General features: G+C 67.9%; 18 protein-coding genes and 1 pseudogene. 8 read left to right on the forward strand and 11 right to left on the reverse strand.

The features are described from left to right. Positions 1 to 70: 70 nt before the first annotated feature. From WOA58_RS02940 to WOA58_RS02955, 4 genes are all read right to left on the reverse strand, one after another. Positions 71 to 682 (reverse strand): YIP1 family protein, encoded by a 612-nt coding sequence (locus tag WOA58_RS02940; RefSeq protein WP_340602667.1) that lies wholly within the window; start codon positions 680 to 682, stop codon positions 71 to 73. Between the two features lie 7 nt (positions 683 to 689). Then, a complete protein-coding gene (locus WOA58_RS02945) occupies positions 690 to 1,277 on the reverse strand; it encodes a thymidine kinase (RefSeq protein ID WP_340602668.1) in 588 nt (195 codons plus the stop codon). Between the two features lie 72 nt (positions 1,278 to 1,349). Continuing rightward, on the reverse strand, positions 1,350 to 1,937 hold the full coding sequence (locus tag WOA58_RS02950) for an NADPH-dependent FMN reductase (RefSeq protein ID WP_340602669.1): 588 nt from the start codon (positions 1,935 to 1,937) through the stop codon (positions 1,350 to 1,352). Positions 1,938 to 1,967: 30 nt separating this feature from the next. Next, the gene (locus WOA58_RS02955) at positions 1,968 to 2,864 is read right to left on the reverse strand and encodes an HhH-GPD family protein (protein ID WP_340602670.1); all 897 of its coding nucleotides are present in this window, start codon (positions 2,862 to 2,864) and stop codon (positions 1,968 to 1,970) included. A gap of 109 nt (positions 2,865 to 2,973) precedes the next feature. Here WOA58_RS02955 and WOA58_RS02960 point away from each other — a divergent pair, with 109 nt between their 5' ends. Further along, on the forward strand, positions 2,974 to 3,966 hold the full coding sequence (locus WOA58_RS02960) for an AI-2E family transporter (RefSeq protein ID WP_340602671.1): 993 nt from the start codon (positions 2,974 to 2,976) through the stop codon (positions 3,964 to 3,966). Positions 3,967 to 3,971: 5 nt separating this feature from the next. Here WOA58_RS02960 and WOA58_RS02965 read toward each other — a convergent pair whose 3' ends face one another. Next, positions 3,972 to 4,481, reverse strand: a complete 510-nt coding sequence (locus tag WOA58_RS02965) for a DoxX family protein (protein ID WP_340602672.1) — start codon at positions 4,479 to 4,481, stop codon at positions 3,972 to 3,974. A gap of 249 nt (positions 4,482 to 4,730) precedes the next feature. Between WOA58_RS02965 and WOA58_RS02970 the strand changes: the two are divergent. After that, positions 4,731 to 5,491: pseudogene (locus WOA58_RS02970) on the forward strand (SDR family NAD(P)-dependent oxidoreductase). A 52-nt stretch (positions 5,492 to 5,543) separates the two neighbouring features. Continuing rightward, positions 5,544 to 5,870, forward strand: coding sequence for a hypothetical protein (locus WOA58_RS02975; RefSeq protein ID WP_340602673.1), 327 nt, complete (start codon positions 5,544 to 5,546; stop codon positions 5,868 to 5,870). 186 nt (positions 5,871 to 6,056) lie between these two features. Here the strand turns inward: WOA58_RS02975 and WOA58_RS02980 are convergent, their stop codons facing one another. From WOA58_RS02980 to WOA58_RS02995, 4 genes are all read right to left on the reverse strand, one after another. Next, a complete protein-coding gene (locus WOA58_RS02980) occupies positions 6,057 to 7,400 on the reverse strand; it encodes an aspartate aminotransferase family protein (RefSeq protein ID WP_340602674.1) in 1,344 nt (447 codons plus the stop codon). 40 nt (positions 7,401 to 7,440) lie between these two features. Then, positions 7,441 to 8,694 carry an MgtC/SapB family protein gene (locus WOA58_RS02985; RefSeq protein WP_340602675.1) on the reverse strand — a complete coding sequence of 418 codons (1,254 nt, stop codon included), beginning with the start codon at positions 8,692 to 8,694 and terminating at the stop codon, positions 7,441 to 7,443. Positions 8,695 to 8,732: 38 nt separating this feature from the next. Then, entirely contained in the window at positions 8,733 to 9,008 is a 276-nt protein-coding gene (locus tag WOA58_RS02990) for a PadR family transcriptional regulator (protein ID WP_340602676.1), read from the reverse strand. A 327-nt stretch (positions 9,009 to 9,335) separates the two neighbouring features. Beyond that, the gene (locus WOA58_RS02995) at positions 9,336 to 9,482 is read right to left on the reverse strand and encodes a hypothetical protein (RefSeq protein WP_340602677.1); all 147 of its coding nucleotides are present in this window, start codon (positions 9,480 to 9,482) and stop codon (positions 9,336 to 9,338) included. 87 nt (positions 9,483 to 9,569) lie between these two features. Here WOA58_RS02995 and WOA58_RS03000 point away from each other — a divergent pair, with 87 nt between their 5' ends. Beyond that, complete coding sequence (locus WOA58_RS03000) at positions 9,570 to 10,307, forward strand: DUF7117 family protein (protein ID WP_340602678.1); 738 nt, start codon at positions 9,570 to 9,572, stop codon at positions 10,305 to 10,307. Here the strand turns inward: WOA58_RS03000 and WOA58_RS03005 are convergent. Beyond that, a complete protein-coding gene (locus tag WOA58_RS03005; RefSeq protein WP_340602679.1) occupies positions 10,304 to 11,197 on the reverse strand; it encodes a bifunctional methylenetetrahydrofolate dehydrogenase/methenyltetrahydrofolate cyclohydrolase in 894 nt (297 codons plus the stop codon). The two genes, WOA58_RS03000 and WOA58_RS03005, sit on opposite strands and share 4 nt — an antisense overlap. Before the next feature lie 173 nt (positions 11,198 to 11,370). Here WOA58_RS03005 and WOA58_RS03010 point away from each other — a divergent pair, with 173 nt between their 5' ends. Both WOA58_RS03010 and WOA58_RS03015 read left to right on the forward strand, forming a co-directional pair. After that, positions 11,371 to 11,922, forward strand: a complete 552-nt coding sequence (locus tag WOA58_RS03010; RefSeq protein ID WP_340602680.1) for a DUF6789 family protein — start codon at positions 11,371 to 11,373, stop codon at positions 11,920 to 11,922. A 34-nt stretch (positions 11,923 to 11,956) separates the two neighbouring features. Continuing rightward, entirely contained in the window at positions 11,957 to 13,024 is a 1,068-nt protein-coding gene (locus tag WOA58_RS03015; protein WP_340602681.1) for a molybdopterin-dependent oxidoreductase, read from the forward strand. Between the two features lies 1 nt (position 13,025). Here the strand turns inward: WOA58_RS03015 and WOA58_RS03020 are convergent, their stop codons facing one another. After that, positions 13,026 to 14,027 carry a zinc-binding dehydrogenase gene (locus tag WOA58_RS03020; RefSeq protein ID WP_340602682.1) on the reverse strand — a complete coding sequence of 334 codons (1,002 nt, stop codon included), beginning with the start codon at positions 14,025 to 14,027 and terminating at the stop codon, positions 13,026 to 13,028. A 199-nt stretch (positions 14,028 to 14,226) separates the two neighbouring features. Here WOA58_RS03020 and WOA58_RS03025 point away from each other — a divergent pair, with 199 nt between their 5' ends. Together WOA58_RS03025 and WOA58_RS03030 are read left to right on the forward strand one after the other, a co-directional pair. Further along, positions 14,227 to 15,786, forward strand: a complete 1,560-nt coding sequence (locus WOA58_RS03025) for a Na+/H+ antiporter NhaC family protein (protein WP_390220302.1) — start codon at positions 14,227 to 14,229, stop codon at positions 15,784 to 15,786. Next, positions 15,783 to 16,061: a DUF7513 family protein gene (locus WOA58_RS03030; RefSeq protein WP_340602683.1), complete on the forward strand. Its 279-nt coding sequence runs from the start codon at positions 15,783 to 15,785 to the stop codon at positions 16,059 to 16,061. Before WOA58_RS03025 ends, WOA58_RS03030 begins: the two co-directional genes overlap by 4 nt. Positions 16,062 to 16,083: the final 22 nt, after the last annotated feature.

Genomic DNA, 16,083 nt, shown 5'->3' on the forward strand with positions numbered 1-16,083 from the left:
TACGAGGCCAGAGTGGTCCCGCACTAAAACGGTTGTCGAAACGTCGCTCGCCCCGGCGCTGGCCGGGTCCTCAGACGCCGCCCGAGAACAGCGTCTCTACCGCCTCGAACCCGCCGAACCCGATCCCGAAGGTCGCCGCCGCCGGCAGCGCACAGAGCGCCGCCGCGCGCGGGAGCGAGACCGAGTGGACCACGCTCGCCCCAATGACGAACAGGGCCGCCCCGTAGCCGGCCGCCAACGCCTGCACCGTCGGTACCGGCACGCCGACGAACACGCAGGGCGCGGTGGCGTAGCCGATCACCTGGACGGTCTCGCTGACGCCCGCCCGGTCGGGGGCGAACGGGAGCAACAGGAGCGTCTGGAGCGCCGCAACGAGGTGGAGGACCAGGGGAGCGACCAGCGCGACGATCACCGAGAACACCAGCGCGACCGAGAGGAGCCGCTGGTCGCCGAACGTGGGATAGGGCGCGCCGACGACCGTCTCGCCCGAGAGCGCGAGCCGCAGCAGGGAGGCAAGCGAGACCACGCCCACGGCGAACAACAAGCCGGGCGCCTGATCGCCCGGGGCGACCCCCGCCCGGTAGAACCGACGGGGACGGACCATCACTTCGACCCACGCGCGGGCGACCGCCCGTGGCCCGCGATCGCGCCCGCCCTTCGGATCGGCCACCCACTGTGTCACGTCCCGACTAGTCGCCACGCAGGACATGACAGTTGCGACATCGCGCCTCGTAGGACTCCTCGGCCCCGACCATGATCGTGGGGTCCTCGCGGCGGGCGGGCTCGCCGTCGACCAGCCGCTGGTTCCGGCTCGCGGGCTCGCCACAGACCGAACAGATCGCCTGGAGCTTCTCGACGTATTCTGCGATCGCGAGCAGCTGTGGTAGGGGTTCGAAGGGCTCGCCCCGGAACGTCTGGTCGGTGCCCGAGACAATCACTCGGCGGCCGTCGTCCGCCAGTTCCTCGCAGACGCCGACGAGCGCGGGCGGGAAGAAGTTCGCCTCGTCGACCGCGACGACCTGCTCGCCGTTCAGTCGGTCGGGGATCCCCCGGACCCCCTCGGCGTCGGTCTCGATCACGTCGGCGTCCCACTGGCGACCGTTGTGCGTGCCGACCGTGGCCTCGCCGTAGCGGTCGTCGGTGGCGGGTTTGAAGACGGCGACCTCCTGGCCCGCGATCTCCGCGCGGCGCAGCCGCCGGAGGAGCTCCTCGGTCTTGCCGGCGAACATGCAGCCGGCGATCACCTCCACCCAGCCGCTACGGGTTATCGCGTGCACGGCGCTAGGGGCTCGGCCGGCGAGTAAAACCGTTTCTCATCCCGGCGGGTGTGTGATCCGGTCCCGTCGGATTCAGTCGGTGGTCCTCGCCCCGACGTTCTGCTCGCTCTCCAAACAGTTCGGATCCGGTTCGATGTTCGCGTACTCCACCGCCCGTTCGCCGAGCACGCGCACCCGCTCTGCGCTCTTCTCCTCGACGAACTCGCCGTCCTCGAAGGCGCTGCTCGCCCGGGGAACTGCCGCCTGATGCGGGAGGACCCACGCGTCGAGCGCCCGACAGACGGATCGAAGGTGTTCGAGCGCGGTGATCGGGAAGCTCCCGGCGGCGACCGCGAGCAGTCCCACGGTCTTGTCCTCGAACTCGTCGAAGCCGCAGTGGTCGAGCGCGTTCTTCAGCACGCCCGAGTACGAGCCGTGGTACATCGGCGTTCCGAGGATCACGGCGTCGGCCTCTCGCACCGCTTCGGTGAACGCCTCGACGTCCTCGGTCTCCTCGTCGTCGACGTTCAACACGGGCAGGTCGTACTCGCGGAGGTCGAGCAGCTCCCCGGTTCCCCCGGCCTCCTCGACGCCGCGGAGCGCCTCGTTCAGGGCCATCCGCGTGTGGCTGCGCTCGCGTAGGCTGCCGACGACCGCGGCGACGTGTGGTGGATCCGCCATACCGAACCGAGGGGCGAGGCCGAAGAAAAACTACCGTCTGAGGCGCACCCGGTCGCCCTCGATCTCGACCAGCCCGTCGTCGGCGAGGTCCGAGACGAGCCCGCGGAGCCATTCTTCGCTGTCCTCGCCGCCGTAGTCGACCCGTACCCGGGGACCGAGCTCGTCGAGCGGGAGCTCCTCGTACTCCTTGAGCACCCGAATCGCCCGCCCTCGTTTCTGCCGGCGCGAGCCCTCGAACTTCGGCTGGGTGGGCACGTCCGGCGCGGTGAAGTCGCCGGTCTCGTAGGCCGAGCACCACTCCCGGAGGGGACAGCCCGCCTCGTCACATTTCGGCGTTTTCCGGCAGGCGACCCCGCCCAGCTCCATGATCGCGTTGTTCCAGACGCGCGACTCGCCGGCGGGCATGAGCTCCCGCGCCGCCGCCTCGAAGGCCGCGTCGTCGTCGGGCACGTCGAACGCGCGGTAGAGCACGCGCTTGACGTTCGTATCGACCACCGCGTCGCCGTTGTCGAACGCGAAGCTCGCCACCGCGTTTCCGGTGTAGGGGCCGACGCCCTGGAGCTCTTGGAGCCCCTCGGGCTCCTCGGGGAACTCCCCGTCGAACTCCCCGACGACCTGCCGGGCGGCCTCGTGGAGGTACTTCGCGCGGTTGTTGTAGCCCAGGCTGTGGTCGGTCCAGAACCCCACGACCTCGGAGCGGTCGGCCGCCGCGAGGCTCTCCGGGTCGGGCCAGCGCTCGAGGAACTCGCTCCAGGCCTCCTCGACCCGTTCCAGCTGCGTCTGCTGGCTCATCACCTCGCTGACGAGGATTTCATAGGCGTCGTCGGTCCGTCGCCACGGGAACTCCCGATGGTCGGCCTCGTACCACCCGATCAGCGACTCGCGTACCTCCCCGAGCTCCGTTGGCAGCGCTTCCGACCCACTCATCACCCGGGAAACGCCCCCGCGCAGTTTAGTCCCCGCGATCCCGATCGCCACGATTCGTATCGCCAAATAGTGTAATAAAATATATGTTTGTTGAGATATAATAATGTGTATGAACAAACAACGGGGCTTCCTCCTCCTCGCGGTCGGGCTTTCGGGCCTGCTCGGGCTATACGTCGTGTTGCCCTTCGCGGAGTACGTCTTGGCGGCGGTCCTGCTCGCGTACGCCCTCCATCCCCTACACGTCCGTCTCGTCCCCCGGCTCGGGCCGCGCCTCTCCCCGATCGCGCTGATCGCCTTCGCGGGGACGGCGATCGTCCTCCCCTTCGCCCTCGTGTCGGCCGCGCTCGTGCGCGACCTCCGGGCGATCGCGGCGGGCGAGAGCGGCCTCCGGATCGACGAGGTCGAGGGAACTATCGCGGCCTACACCGGGCGCTCGGTCGACCTCCAGGGACTGGCGATGGCCGGGGCGGAGACGGTCTTCGATGCGACGTTCAACGGTCTCTCCGAGCTGTTCAGCGTGGCGCTCAAGGCGACGTTCGGGCTCGCGCTCGTGCTCTTCTTGCTCTACTACCTCCTGAAGGACGGGGCGTGTTTCGTCGCCTGGCTGAAGGAGGCGACGCCGCTGCCCCCGGACGTGACCGACCGGCTCTACTGCCGGATCGACGCGACCACGTGGGCGGTGATCGTCGGGCACATCTTCGTTGCGTTCGTCCAGGGGATGGCCGGCGGGATCGGGCTGTTGATCGCTGGCGTCCCCAGCCCCGTCTTCTGGACGGCCGTGATGGTGTTGCTCGCGCTGTTGCCGCTGATCGGGGCCTTCCTCGTCTGGGCGCCCGCCGGCGTCTACTTGTTGCTCGTCGGCCACCCCTCCGCCGGACTCTTCTTGCTCGTCTACGGGGTCGTCGTCGTGAGCATGATCGACAACTACGTCCGCCCGATCGTCATCGACTCGCGCGCGAGCCTCAACCCCGGCGTGGTGCTGGTCGGCGTCTTCGGCGGAATCTACTCACTGGGCTTCGTCGGCCTGTTCGTCGGCCCGATCGTCCTCGGGATCCTGGGCGCGACCCTCTCGACGTTCACGAACGATTACAGCCGACTCTGACGGAACTAGGTGGTTCGCACCGCGTTCCGAACCCGATCGAGGACCGGATCCTGACCGAAGAGGCGTTCGTCGAACGAGCCCTTGCCCGGGCCGGCGAGGACCAGATAGATCGACCCCACGAACATCGCGAAGTCGAGACGCCACTCGTAGAGGAACCCCCAGAGGCCGTAGAAGCTCGCGTCCACACCCCCGAACGTCAGGAACCCCGTCCCGAGCAACACGGGGAGCTTCGTCAGGACGATGGCGGTGAGCGCGACCCCCGCCAGTACGAGCGCAGCCGCCCGCGTGAACAGCCCCGCGATGAGCAACGTCCCGGCGACGATCTCGATGCCCGCGACGCCACCGGCGAAAAGTTCCGGGGCGGGGAGGCCGAGTCCCTCGAACCGACCAACCCCACGCTCCGCAGGATTGATGAGTTTGTTCAGCCCCTCGGTGAGGAAGACGAACCCCACCGCGAAGCGGATCAGGAACGCCCACGGCGACGTCTCGGTTCGGAACAGCTCTCTGAGGTCCATTGCGTTTTCACCTGGGTGCGCGGATAAAATAGAGGGGCGGCACGGTTCCTATGGTCCGATAAGTACCCGAAGCGTTTTCAGGGATGGTGACTCGGTTCGGGGGATCACTGGCCCCGACCACGAATGTATGGTTTCTTGGAGACACGGCGGGATCGGCTCCTCGCCGAAGAGGGAGGCGTCGAGCGAGCGAAAACGGACAGCCTTGCTTCGACCCGGCCCCGTTTACGTCGCAGTGCGCTATCCCGGGCGATGGCAACCACTTCTGACGGTCAGCTGGCAGGACAGGCCGCGCTCGTCACCGGCGCCTCCTCGGGCATCGGCGCGGCGACCGCACGCGCGCTCGCCGAGGAGGGGGCCTCGGTCGCGCTTGCGGCCCGTCGCGAGGAGCGCCTCGAGGAGCTCGCCGACGAGATCGAGGACGAGGGCGGGGAGGCGCTGGTCGTGCCGACCGACGCCACCGACGAGGAGCAGGTCCGCGAGATGGTCGACACGACCGTCGAGGAGCTGGGCGGGCTCGACATGTCGTGAACAACGCGGGCGTCATGCTGCTCGAACCGGTCGCGACGGCCGACCCCGACAACTGGCAGCGGATGCTCGATCTCAACGTCCAGGGGCTGATGGTCGCCTCGCAGGCCGCCCTCGGTCACATGCAGGAGGAGGGCGCGGGCGACATCGTCAACCTCTCGTCGATCGCCGGTCGGAAGGCCTACGCCGGGTCGAGCGGCTACAACGCCTCGAAGTTCGGCGTGACGGCCTTCTCCGAGTCGCTGCGCGAGGAGGTCGTCGACAGCGACATCCGGATCACGACGATCGAGCCCGGCGTCGTCGACACCGAGCTCGCGGAACACATCCCCGACGAGGACCAGCAGGAGATGATCGAAGGGATGATGAACGAGATGGAGCCGCTGCGGCCGGAGGACATCGCCCGATCGATCCGCTTCGCGGTGAGCCAGCCGAGCCACGTCGACATCAACGAGCTGCTGATCCGACCCACCCGACAGGAGCTGTAGCGAGCACGCGGGAAGTCGAAACCCGTATTCCGCCACCGGCCCGACCGGGGGTATGAGCCTCGACGACTTCACGACCGACGTCGAATCGGCCTATTCGGAGCTCGACGACGAGCTGTCGGTGAGCCTCGACAGCCAGACGAAAAACGAGCTCGCCGTTCTGAGTGCTACCCTCGGCCCCGAAAGTACGGACGACCTCGTGCGCCGGGCGGTTCATCTGCTCTTTCAGTCGACGACGGACTCCGGCCAGCTCGACATGCACCTCCGGCGGAACTACGACGTGACCTACGACGAGTACCTCTCGGGGATGACCTACGAGGAGATGAGCGGCGGGGTCTCGCCGAGCCAGCCCGACGACAAGGAGCGGCGCTACCAGTTCTAACGAAAGCCCTCGAAATTCGCTGGCGCGAATTTCTCGCCCTTTTCATGTCCGCCAGGCCGCGTTGCGAGGAGTTCGGGTTCGAACTCCTCGCTAAACAGACCAGCCTTTCCCCGCCCCGCGAACAAAGCCGCCGGAAGTGGCGGCTTCGTTCGCGCCGGCCACCGCGACCACATCCGACTCGATTGGTCACTCTTCGGCGGCCGCGATCGCCTCACAGAGCAGGTCGATCCCGATCTCGATCTCCCGCTCGGTGACGCCGAGCGGCGGGAGCAGTCGAAGGGTTTTGTAGCCACAGCCCAGCGTCAGCAGCCCCCGCTCCAGCGCGGCCTCGATGACCGCCTCGCGCCGTTTCTTGGAATCGAACTCGACGGCGAGCATCAGCCCCCTTCCACGGACGTCGACGACTCCCTCGGGCTCGGCGTCCCGAAGCAGCTCCTTGGTCTGCTCGCCGCGCTCTCGGGCGTTCTTCAGGAGCCCTTCCTCGCGGATGGCGTCGATGGTCAGCGCGCCCTGCATCGCGGCGACGACGTCGCCGGCACCCCACGTCGAGGAGATCCGGGCGTCCTCGTCGGGGAAGACGTCCGAGCGGGAGATCGTCGCGCCCACGCGGAGTCCCTTCGCACACGAGATCACGTCGGGCTCGATCGGGAAGTGATCGGAGCCCCACATCTCGCCCGTGCGTCCGAGGCCCGTCTGGATCTCGTCGGCGATCAGCAGCACGTCGTGTTCGGCACACACCTCCCGGATCTCGCGCATGAACGACTCGCTCGGGATCCGGTAGCCCCCTTCGCCTTGGATCGGCTCGACGACGAGGTACGCGAGGTCCTCCAGGGGAACGTGGCCCGTTTCGGGATCGAGCTTGCTCGCGAGCGCCGACCCGTCCTCGCGGAAGAACCCACAGCCACACGTCTCCGGCGTACAGTTCCTGTCCGAACAGTACGGCACGTCGGTGAGCCCCGAGATCTCGGGGTAGCCCTTTCGCTGGACGGACTTCGACCGGTTGAGGCTGAGCGCGCCCAGCGTGCGGCCGTGAAAGCCGCCCTCGAAGACGATTCCGCGGGTTCCTCCCGAAGCGTCGTAGCAGATCTTGATCGCGTTCTCGACGGACTCAGCCCCGGAGTTCGAGAGGAAGACCCGGTCCATCCCGTACTCGCCCGTGATCTCGACCAGCCGGTCCATGAGCTGGGTTGGGCCGGGAAACTCGGGGTCGGTCGGGGAGCCGGGCGAGCCGGCGTAGAAGTCCTGGCCGGCGATCTTCGTCGGGTCGGGGAGGTCGAGCTCGGCGAAGCGCTCGCGCAGCAGGGGGTTGTTGTAGCCCAGCGGGGCAGCCGCGACGTGGCTCGTGAAGTCGAGCAGGACGTTGCCGTCGACGTCGGTACAGAACGGGCCCGCGGCCTCGGCGGTGACGTCCCAGACGAAGTCGTAGACGTAGGTGCTTCTGGCGGCGGTTCGGCGGTGGTGGGCGGCCCACTCGCGGGCGCGCTCGCCGGGCATCTCGCGGACCCGGGGTACCGCCGTTTCTCGGTCCATGCGACGGGGTCGCAGTCCGGGGAGGTAAGTCTTGCCGGCTTCACAGCAACACTGCCGCGGTCGCGACCCCGGTCACGGCCACCAGCACGCCGGTCCAGATCGCGACCTGCCGGGCGAACTCGCGGTTCGGGCTCGTGGCGGCGAGCGCCGCCTTGACGACGAGGCTCGAAACGGTCGCGAGCAGGATGGCGATCACGGCCACGTCGTGTTCGAGCGAGCCGGTCCGATACAGCACGACCGCGGAGGTCGCCGCGCCGGCGCTCGACACTAACCCGGAGAGCGCCGCCGTCGCGTAGAAGCCGGCGGTCCCCAGGTGGGCCTCCGCGAACGCCCCCGCGACGACGATCAGCAGGAAGATCGCGCCGAACCCGAGCGCGTTGCGAAGCGAGAAGGGGCTCTCGAGCTCCATCTCGACCTCCTCGTCCCAGTCGGCGATCACTCCGGCGATGAGAAACGAGCCGAGGACCACCGCGGCCAGCGGGACGATCGCGCCGAACAGCGGCGCCTCGATGGTGAACGCGAGCGCGATCCCGAGGTTGCGCACGGCCATCGCGGCGTCGGCCAGCAGGATCGCTGCCACGGCGTAGGAGGCCGACGAGGGGCGCTGGCGGACGTGGTCGAGCATCGTCCCGACCACCGCCGTCGAGGAGGCCAGCCCGCCGAAGAAGCCGGTGATGGCGATCCCCCGCCCGCCGTAGCTGTTGACGATCGCGTAGTTGACGATCCCGATCCCCGCGACGGTGACGACCATCAGCCAGATCACGCGCGGCTCGACGGCCACCTCGAAGCCGGCGGCGCCGATCGGGACGTCGCCCGCCGGGAGCAGCGGGTAGATCACGAACGCCAGCACCGCGAACTCGGTCGTCGAGCGCAGCTCCTCGCGGCTCATCCCCCACGCGAAGCTGTGGAGCTCGCGCTTCAACACGAGCAACAGCGAGGACAGCACCGCGACGGTGACGCCCTCGACCAGCCGCCCCGCGCCGACGAGCACGCCGACGCCGTAGGCGACCAGCATCGAGACGCTGGTCGTCAGCGAGAGCCCCGACTCCTCGACGAGCAACCCCTGGACCGCGAGCAACAGCCCCTGGACCGCGACGAACAGCCCGCCGATCGCGAGCAACAGCGGCTGATCGAGGACGGTGAAGACCGCGGCCAGCAGGCTGATCAGCGAGAACGTCCGGATCCCGGCGGACTTGTGCGACCACTCGCGTTCGAGCCCCAGAAAGAGCCCGAGCGCGCCGGCCAGCACGATCCGAAGCAGGTCGCCGTCGATCGCGAGGCCGACGCTGTTCACGGCCCTCCTACTGTGTGATTCGTGTTAACGCCTCCGTTTCAGAGGTCGACGTAGTGCGTCTCCCACTCGCGGCGGGCCTCGATCTCGCGGCGCCCGCGGCGGGTGAGCGCGTAGTAGTTCGTCCGCCGGTCGCGTTGGCCCTTCTCGACGAGCCCCTTGTCGACGAGCGTATCGAGGTTGGGATAGAGCCGCCCGTGATGGATCTCCGTCTCGTAGTACTCCTCCAGGGTCTCCTTGATCGCCAGCCCGTGTGGTTCGTCGCGCCCCCCGATGACGTAGAGCAGATCCCGCTGAAAGCCTGTCAGGTCATACATGCCTATACTTAAATGACAAGTCCGCCCCCGCCGCTCATAAACATGTCGGGATTCAGCCTACCGCACGGCGGTTTTCGCCGGCCGGAGCGCGTCCCGTTCCCCCTTCTCGAACGTAGGTGGTTCGGCCGTTTTCGGGTATCGTTCGGCGGACGCGGGGCTCCGTGATGTCGTCGTCCGTGGAAGCAATCCACACGGGGAGGAAAAATCCCCGTGTGGCTGCTTGCCGCCCTGAATTGGTCCCCGCTGACGCTTCGGCCCTCCAAAGCGAAGCGTCACTTGTGTACTCACGCCATTACCCCTTAAAGCTACCGGGAATGGTTCGGGTGGCTAGATGTACTCCTCCTCGAGCGCCCAGCCCAGCGCCCGCTTGTAGTAAGTGAACATCTCTCGCACCCCTTCGTGGCGCATCTCGTCGCTCTCGAGCTGTTCCGCGAGGAACTCGTACTGTTCGCGGATCTCCTCTTCGCTGCGCATGGGGCTACTGAGATCGGCGCCCACATCAACTTCCTCCCTGATCCGGGCCGAACACAGGCTTTTGTCCGCGGCGGCGGTAGGCCGGGTATGGAGATCCGAGGCGAGCGCGAGTGCACCGGGTGTGGGACGCGCTGGTCGTACTACGAGACCGGCGAGGTGGCTTGTCCCGACTGTGGCAGCCTCAAAAGCGTCGGCCGGGAGGAGCGCGAGCTCCACACCGACGCCCCCGCGGAGCTCGACCTCACGCCGGTCAAACGCGGGGTCGCCGACCAGCCCCTGACGGACGTCGCCAGCGAGGTCACCGAGCGCTGTCGTGAGTACGTCCACGACCGGGGGTTCATCAACGGCGGGGAGCTGCGCGAACTCGACGAGACGTATCTGATCGCGAGCGAGCTCGCGAGCGCGATCCGGGCCTACGAGCGCTCGCTGTCCTCGGGCGCGCTGGATCCGGGAACCGACGACGCCGAACAGCTCCACCTGTTCGCGCTGCTGAACGAGGAACGGCCCCCGCCGGCGGAGGTCCCCGCCTCGCTCGCGCCCGCACGTGGGCTGGCGTACGCGAAGGCGGTCTCGACCTACCGCGACGACCTGCGGACCTTCCTCGACGAGGAGGACGCCGAGCGCCCGTCAGTGCGCCGGGCGCTCGGTCGGCTCGACGATCATCTCCGGCGGGTCGAGGCGCTCGACGGCGACGTCGAGCCGCGGACTGCAGAACGCCTCATCGAGGTCGCCCGCGACCTCGGGAGCACCGTTCGGGCGGACGATGAGGTGGCCCTCGCGCGCGCACAGGAGCGCCTCGAGAGCCTGGGAAGCGATCGCCTCTAAGGAAGCTCGACCGGAACGTCCTCGGCCTCGCTTGCGGCCTTTACCGTGTTGTACAGCAACATCGCGCGGGTCATCGGCCCGACGCCGCCTGGGACCGGCGTGATCGCGCCCGCGACCTCCTTCGCACTCTCGAACTCGACGTCGCCGACGAGCTCGTACCCCTTCTCGTTGTCCGCGTCGACGCGGCTGATCCCGACGTCGATCACCGTCGCTCCCTCAGAGAGCATCGAGCCGTCGACGAGTTCGGTGACCCCGGAGGCCACGATCACGACGTCGGCGTTTCGCGTCTTGGCGGCGAGGTCCTCGGTTCGCGAGTGACAGACCGTGACGGTGGCGTTGCCGCCCTCGGCCTTCTGCAGCAGCAGGTTCGCCATCGGCTTGCCGACGATGTCCGAGCGACCGACCACCGTGACGTCGGCGCCCTCGGTCTCGACGTCGTACGCTTCGAAGAGCTTCTGGATCCCGTGTGGGGTACACGGTTTGAACCGGGCGTCCCCGGCGACCAGCCGGCCGACGTTCTCGGGGTGGAACCCGTCGACGTCCTTCGCGGGGTCGATCCGGCGGATCACCTCGCGGTAGTCGATCTGATTCGGCACCGGGTCCTGAACGAGATAGCCGTGGACCTCGGGATCGGCGTTGAGCTCCTCGATCGTGTCGTAGAGCTCCTCGGACGAGGCGTCGCCCGGGAGGTCGACGTGGATCCCCTCGATGCCGACCTCCTCGCAGTCGCGCTGTTTCATGTTCACGTAGGTCTCGCTGGCGGGGTCGTCGCCGACGAGGACCGTCGCGAGCCCCGGGGTCACGCCCCGGTCGGCGAGCGTCCCGATCGCCCCCTCGAGCTCCCCGCGGACCTCGCTCGCGACCTCGTTCCCGTCGATGATCGTCGTCATGGGTGGGACTGGGCGATCCACCGCCTTCAACGCTCGGGTTCGTGCCCATCTACGGAGTGTTTCCGAGTTCGATATGCACGTTCGTGCATTACCCTTCGGAGGGTGCGAAACACCGGTCGGCCGATCAGGGGACGGGAGTTATACTCCCGGACGGACAACGGCCGACGGGATCAATGACATTGTTCAGTAACGGAGACGAGTCCGACGAACCGTCCTCGGAGAGCGAGGTCGTCGAGGAGGCCCAGTCGATGCCGGTGTTCACCGCCCGGTCGTTGCTCCGGGCCGTCCAAGGGGGACTGTTCGCGACGTTCGTGATGACCGCGTTTCGGCTACCGATACTCCGGTCACTACCGCCCTCCGCGAACTTCTGGGCGAAGTACGTCGGGAGCGGCCACCCCGAGGAGTACACGGGAATGGGGGTCGTCCTCCACGTCCTCTACGGGGTGAGCTTCGGGGCGCTGTTCGGCCTGCTCTATCCGCGGATGAACCTCCCGCGGTCGGCGACCGAGACCGAGGGCGTCGTCTGGGGGACGATCTTCGGTCTCGCGCTTTCGGCCTTCGGGGAACGGGTGATGCTCAAGTGGATGCTCGACATGGAGCTTGAGGCGGACGCGGAGACGATCTTCCACGCCTCGCACGCCGTCTATGGCATCGCGCTCGGCGCTTGGGTCGGTTCGCGCATCGATCCGGACCCGGACTACGAGGAGTACGAACACAGCCAGTAAGAGGGACTTTCCGCTTCCGACCCGTAGAACGGGCATGGGTCGGTTCTCGCTGCCGCCGCGGCTCGTCGACTGGACGCTGTTCGCGCTGGTCTGTTTCGAGGTCGCCTCCGGATTGGTGAGCCTCACGCTCGGCCGACCCGAACACCGCTTTCTCTTCTACGCCCACGGCATCGCCGGCCTCACCCTCGTGATCCTGCTGTTCTGGAAAGTTCGACGGGTCCGGGGCCGGATCACCGATCTCTCGAAGTGGGATCGAACCACGCCGGTGTCGATCCTCGCCGTCCTCGTCGCCAGCGCCGCCCTCGTGACGGGAGTGATGTGGGTCTTCGGCTACCACGAGCGCTTCGGCTACTGGGAGTTCCTCATGCTGCACATGGCCTTCGGCGTCGCGCTCGTCCCCCTGGTGCTCTCGCATCTCTCCCAGCGCTATCGTCCGCCCCGGCGCGAGGACTTCGAGGGCCGGCGCACCTTCCTCACCTACCTCGCGCTCGGAGCCGTCGGAGCGATCGCCTGGCGGGCCCAGAGCGCCATCAACCGCCTGCTCGACACGCCGGGGGCCGACAGGCGCTTCACCGGCTCCCGGGAGCGGGGCAGTTTCACGGGCAACGCCTTCCCCACCACGAGCTGGGTCGCCGACGACCCTGACCCCGTCGACCCCGACGACTGGTCGCTGACGGTCGGAGGCGCCACGGAGCGGGGGATCGACCTCGCCTACGACGAACTCGCACCCGACGACCGCGAACGAAGCACCCTCGACTGCACGAGCGGCTGGTACTCGGTGCAGGACTGGACGGGCGTGCGCGTGGGCGACCTGCTCGACGAGGTCGAACCCACCGATGACGCACGATACGTCCGGTTCCAGTCGGTGACGGGCTATCGCTGGAGCCTTCCCATCGATGAGGCCCGCGACGCACTGCTGGCTACCCACGTCGGCGAGGAGGCGATCAGCCACGGCCACGGCTTTCCCCTCAGGATCGTCACCCCCGGCCGACGGGGCTTCCAGTGGGTCAAATGGGTCGTCTCGGTCGAGGTGCGCGAGGAGTACGACTACGGCCAGTGGGTCGTGATTTTCACGAGCGGCTTTACTGACTCCGATCCCTGACTCACAGGTCGTTCTCGAGGACGATCTTGCCGAGCGCGTCGCCCTCCTCGAGCCGGCGGTGGGCCTCCTCGGCCTCGCTGAAGCCGTGGCGCTGCTCGTCGACCAGCGGTTCGAGGTCGCCGTCGTCGACCATCCCAGCGATCTCGCGCAGCTCGTGGCCCAGGCGGTCGTGCCAGGCGTCCCGCAGGATCGGGAGGATGACGAGCACGACGTCCAGCGAGAGGGCGTTGAGGTGCATCGCGCTCACGTCCTGGGTCGAACTCGACTCGGTGGTGAGGACCCGGCCGTAGGGCCGGACCGCCTCGAAGGACGTCTGGAGGTGGTCGTCGCCGATCGGGTCGAAGACGACGTCGAAACCCTCCCCGCCGGTGTGGTCGGCGACGTACTCCTCGACCGACTGCTCGGTGTAGTCGACGGTGGCCTCGGCGCCCAGCTCCTCGGCGATCCCGCGTTTCTCCTCGGTCGAACCGGTCGCGACCACGTGCGCGTCGGCCGCGCTCGCGATCTGAACGCCGATATGCCCGACGCCGCCCGACCCCCCGTAGACGAGCACGTCGTTCTCCTCCTCGGAGTCGAGTTCGGCCCGGTCGATCAGCATCTCCCAGGCGGTGAGCGCGACCACCGGCAGCGCGGCGGCCTCCGCGAGCGAAATCGATTCGGGAGCGGGCGCGATCGCGTCGGCGTCGGCGATCATGTACTCGGCGAGCGCGCCGGGGTTGCCCGTCACGCCGCCCGGCATGCCGTAGACCTCGTCGCCGGCCTCGAACTCCGTCACCCCGTCGCCGACGGCGTCGACCGTCCCGGCGACGTCACAGCCGATCACCGCGGGGAAATCGGGGGCGAAGGGTGGAAGGTCGCCCCGTCGGATCTTGTAGTCGACCGGGTTGACGCTGGAGGCCGCGACCGAGATCCGGACCTCGCCCTCGCCGGGCTCGGGCGTCTCGATCTCGCGGGTCTCGAAGACGTCGGGCTCGCCGAACTCGTCGATGACTCGTGCCTGCATGGTCCCCGGTTCGCCCTCGTCGAAGGTGTACCTTGGCCTGTCGGAAGGTAACGAGGGAACCGATGGCGGAACCCGTTCGTCCTGTCCTGCTCCGGATTTTCGTCTATCTGTGTGTTTTTTCACCGTCGAAATCCGCGAGGTGACGCTCGGCTAGACGACAGGTTTATATAGGCCGGTTCTGAGCCATGAAGTGAATGAGATGAGCGAAGCAACTGATCCGGACGTGATGAGCGGGTTCGGCGGCGACGAGGGGGAGGGGCCGCGCATCGAGTTCTACGGCGGGCCCGGCATGAGCGCGATCCCGATCGCCTTCTTCATCGTCTGGGCGATCGCCCAGACGGCGCTGTGGCGGATCTCGGATACGGGGGGGCTGGTCGCGGGGATGCTGATCGGGCTGATCCTCGGGATGTTCTTCGTCCGGGGGAACTGGAAGAGCTACGCGAACACCATCTTCGAGGGGATGACCCAGCCCGTCGCGGTGACGGCGATCGTCGCCTGGATCTGGGCGGGGATGTTCGCCGAGCTGCTGCAGGACGGCGGCTTCGTCGGCGGGCTCGTCTGGCTGGCCGACGCCGGCGGTATCGGCGCGACGCTGTTTCCCGCGGCGACGTTCGTCCTCGCGGCGCTGTTCACCACCGGGATCGGCACCGGCTACGGCGCGACGATCGCGTTCGTCACGCTGTTCTTCCCCGCGGGCGTGCTGCTCGGGGCGAACCCGATCCTGATGTTCGGCGCGATCCTCTCGGGGGCGATCTTCGGGGACAACCTCGCGCCGGTCTCCGACACCACCATCGTCAGCGCCGTCACCCAGGACTCGGACATCGGCGGGGTCGTCGCCTCGCGGTTCAAATACGCCATCGTAGCGGCGATCCCCGCGCTGCTCGCCTACGTGCTGATCGGCGGGACGGTCGGGGGCGCGCTCGACATTGCCGCGGAGGCCCAGGAGATCTTCGTCGCGGAGAGCGAGCCGATCGGTCTCGTCCACCTCGCCTCGATGGGCGTCGTCATCGCGACGGCGGTCGCCGGTCGCCACATCGTCGAGGCGATCTCCTGGGGGATCGTCGTCGCGGTCGCCGCGAACCTCGCGCTCGGGCTGACGACCGTCGGCGACATCGTGGTCTTCAACGCGCCCGCCGACGCGCCGTTCGCCGGCCCGCTCGAGGCACTCCCGATCCTCGAGATCGTCGACGACCCCGACGCGGTCGGCGTCGGCGGCAGCATCCTCGAGGGCGCGGCGGGCTTCTTCGAGCTCTCGATCCTCGTTCTTCTCATCATCGCCGCCGCCCAGATCATGATTCGGGGAGGCGCCTTCCAGGCGATCCTCGACTGGTCGATCGAGAACCTCGCGACCAACGTCAGGAACGCCGAGCTCACGATGGTCGGCTCCTCGGCGCTGATCAACGCGATCATCACGATCAACACCGCCGCCGAGGTCGCCATCGGGCCCTACATCTCGAAGATCGGCGAGCGGTTCAACCTGAACGGCTACCGACGGGCGAACATCCTCGACGCCCAGACCGCGGCGCTGGGCTACATCTTCCCGTGGTCGGGCGGCGTGCTCGTCGGCTTCGAGGCGATGCAGGGCCTACCGGGCGAGTACGACTGGTTCGAGGCGGCGATGATCGTCAACCCGATCGAGGTCGTTCCGTTCGTCTTCCACGGCTGGCTCCTGGTGCTGGTGTTCGTCCTCGCGGCGATCACCGGCTTCGGCCGCGAGTACCTGATCGACCGCGAGAGCGAGGAGGTGGCACGGATATGAGCATGCTTTCGAAATACCTCAAAGGCTGGTCGCTGCGCACCACGAAACCGACGCTCCAACCCGGCAAGGAGATCAACGTCTTCCTCGCGGAGTACGATCGCGAGGAGGGATCCGGGCTCGCACTCGTGGGTGACACCCGGCTGTACGTCTCGGATGCCGAACCCGAGCACGTCGGGATGCGCGTGCGGGTCGCGGTCAGGGAGTTCCAGCCCGACGACTCGGTGGGCTACGGCCAGCTCGTCGAGGTCGTCGGCGGGAGCTCCTACGCCGGCTAGCCCTGACTGGCGCTCGATCACG

The organism is Halalkalicoccus tibetensis, assembly GCF_037996645.1.
GTDB classification, from domain to species: Archaea; Halobacteriota; Halobacteria; order Halobacteriales; family Halalkalicoccaceae; genus Halalkalicoccus; species Halalkalicoccus tibetensis.

Excerpts from the sequence above, each read along its gene's own strand:
- WOA58_RS02950 (WP_340602669.1), bottom strand. The coding sequence starts at position 1,937 with ATGGCGGATCCACCACACGTCGCCGCGGTCGTCGGCAGCCTACGCGAG.
- WOA58_RS02955 (WP_340602670.1), bottom strand. The coding sequence starts at position 2,864 with ATGAGTGGGTCGGAAGCGCTGCCAACGGAGCTCGGGGAGGTACGCGAG.
- WOA58_RS02960 (WP_340602671.1), top strand. The coding sequence starts at position 2,974 with ATGAACAAACAACGGGGCTTCCTCCTCCTCGCGGTCGGGCTTTCGGGC.
- WOA58_RS02965 (WP_340602672.1), bottom strand. The coding sequence starts at position 4,481 with ATGGACCTCAGAGAGCTGTTCCGAACCGAGACGTCGCCGTGGGCGTTC.
- WOA58_RS02975 (WP_340602673.1), top strand. The coding sequence starts at position 5,544 with ATGAGCCTCGACGACTTCACGACCGACGTCGAATCGGCCTATTCGGAG.
- WOA58_RS02980 (WP_340602674.1), bottom strand. The coding sequence starts at position 7,400 with ATGGACCGAGAAACGGCGGTACCCCGGGTCCGCGAGATGCCCGGCGAG.
- WOA58_RS02990 (WP_340602676.1), bottom strand. The coding sequence starts at position 9,008 with ATGTATGACCTGACAGGCTTTCAGCGGGATCTGCTCTACGTCATCGGG.
- WOA58_RS02995 (WP_340602677.1), bottom strand. The coding sequence starts at position 9,482 with ATGCGCAGCGAAGAGGAGATCCGCGAACAGTACGAGTTCCTCGCGGAA.
- WOA58_RS03000 (WP_340602678.1), top strand. The coding sequence starts at position 9,570 with ATGGAGATCCGAGGCGAGCGCGAGTGCACCGGGTGTGGGACGCGCTGG.
- WOA58_RS03005 (WP_340602679.1), bottom strand. The coding sequence starts at position 11,197 with ATGACGACGATCATCGACGGGAACGAGGTCGCGAGCGAGGTCCGCGGG.
- WOA58_RS03010 (WP_340602680.1), top strand. The coding sequence starts at position 11,371 with ATGACATTGTTCAGTAACGGAGACGAGTCCGACGAACCGTCCTCGGAG.
- WOA58_RS03015 (WP_340602681.1), top strand. The coding sequence starts at position 11,957 with ATGGGTCGGTTCTCGCTGCCGCCGCGGCTCGTCGACTGGACGCTGTTC.
- WOA58_RS03020 (WP_340602682.1), bottom strand. The coding sequence starts at position 14,027 with ATGCAGGCACGAGTCATCGACGAGTTCGGCGAGCCCGACGTCTTCGAG.
- WOA58_RS03025 (WP_390220302.1), top strand. The coding sequence starts at position 14,227 with ATGAGCGAAGCAACTGATCCGGACGTGATGAGCGGGTTCGGCGGCGAC.
- WOA58_RS03030 (WP_340602683.1), top strand. The coding sequence starts at position 15,783 with ATGAGCATGCTTTCGAAATACCTCAAAGGCTGGTCGCTGCGCACCACG.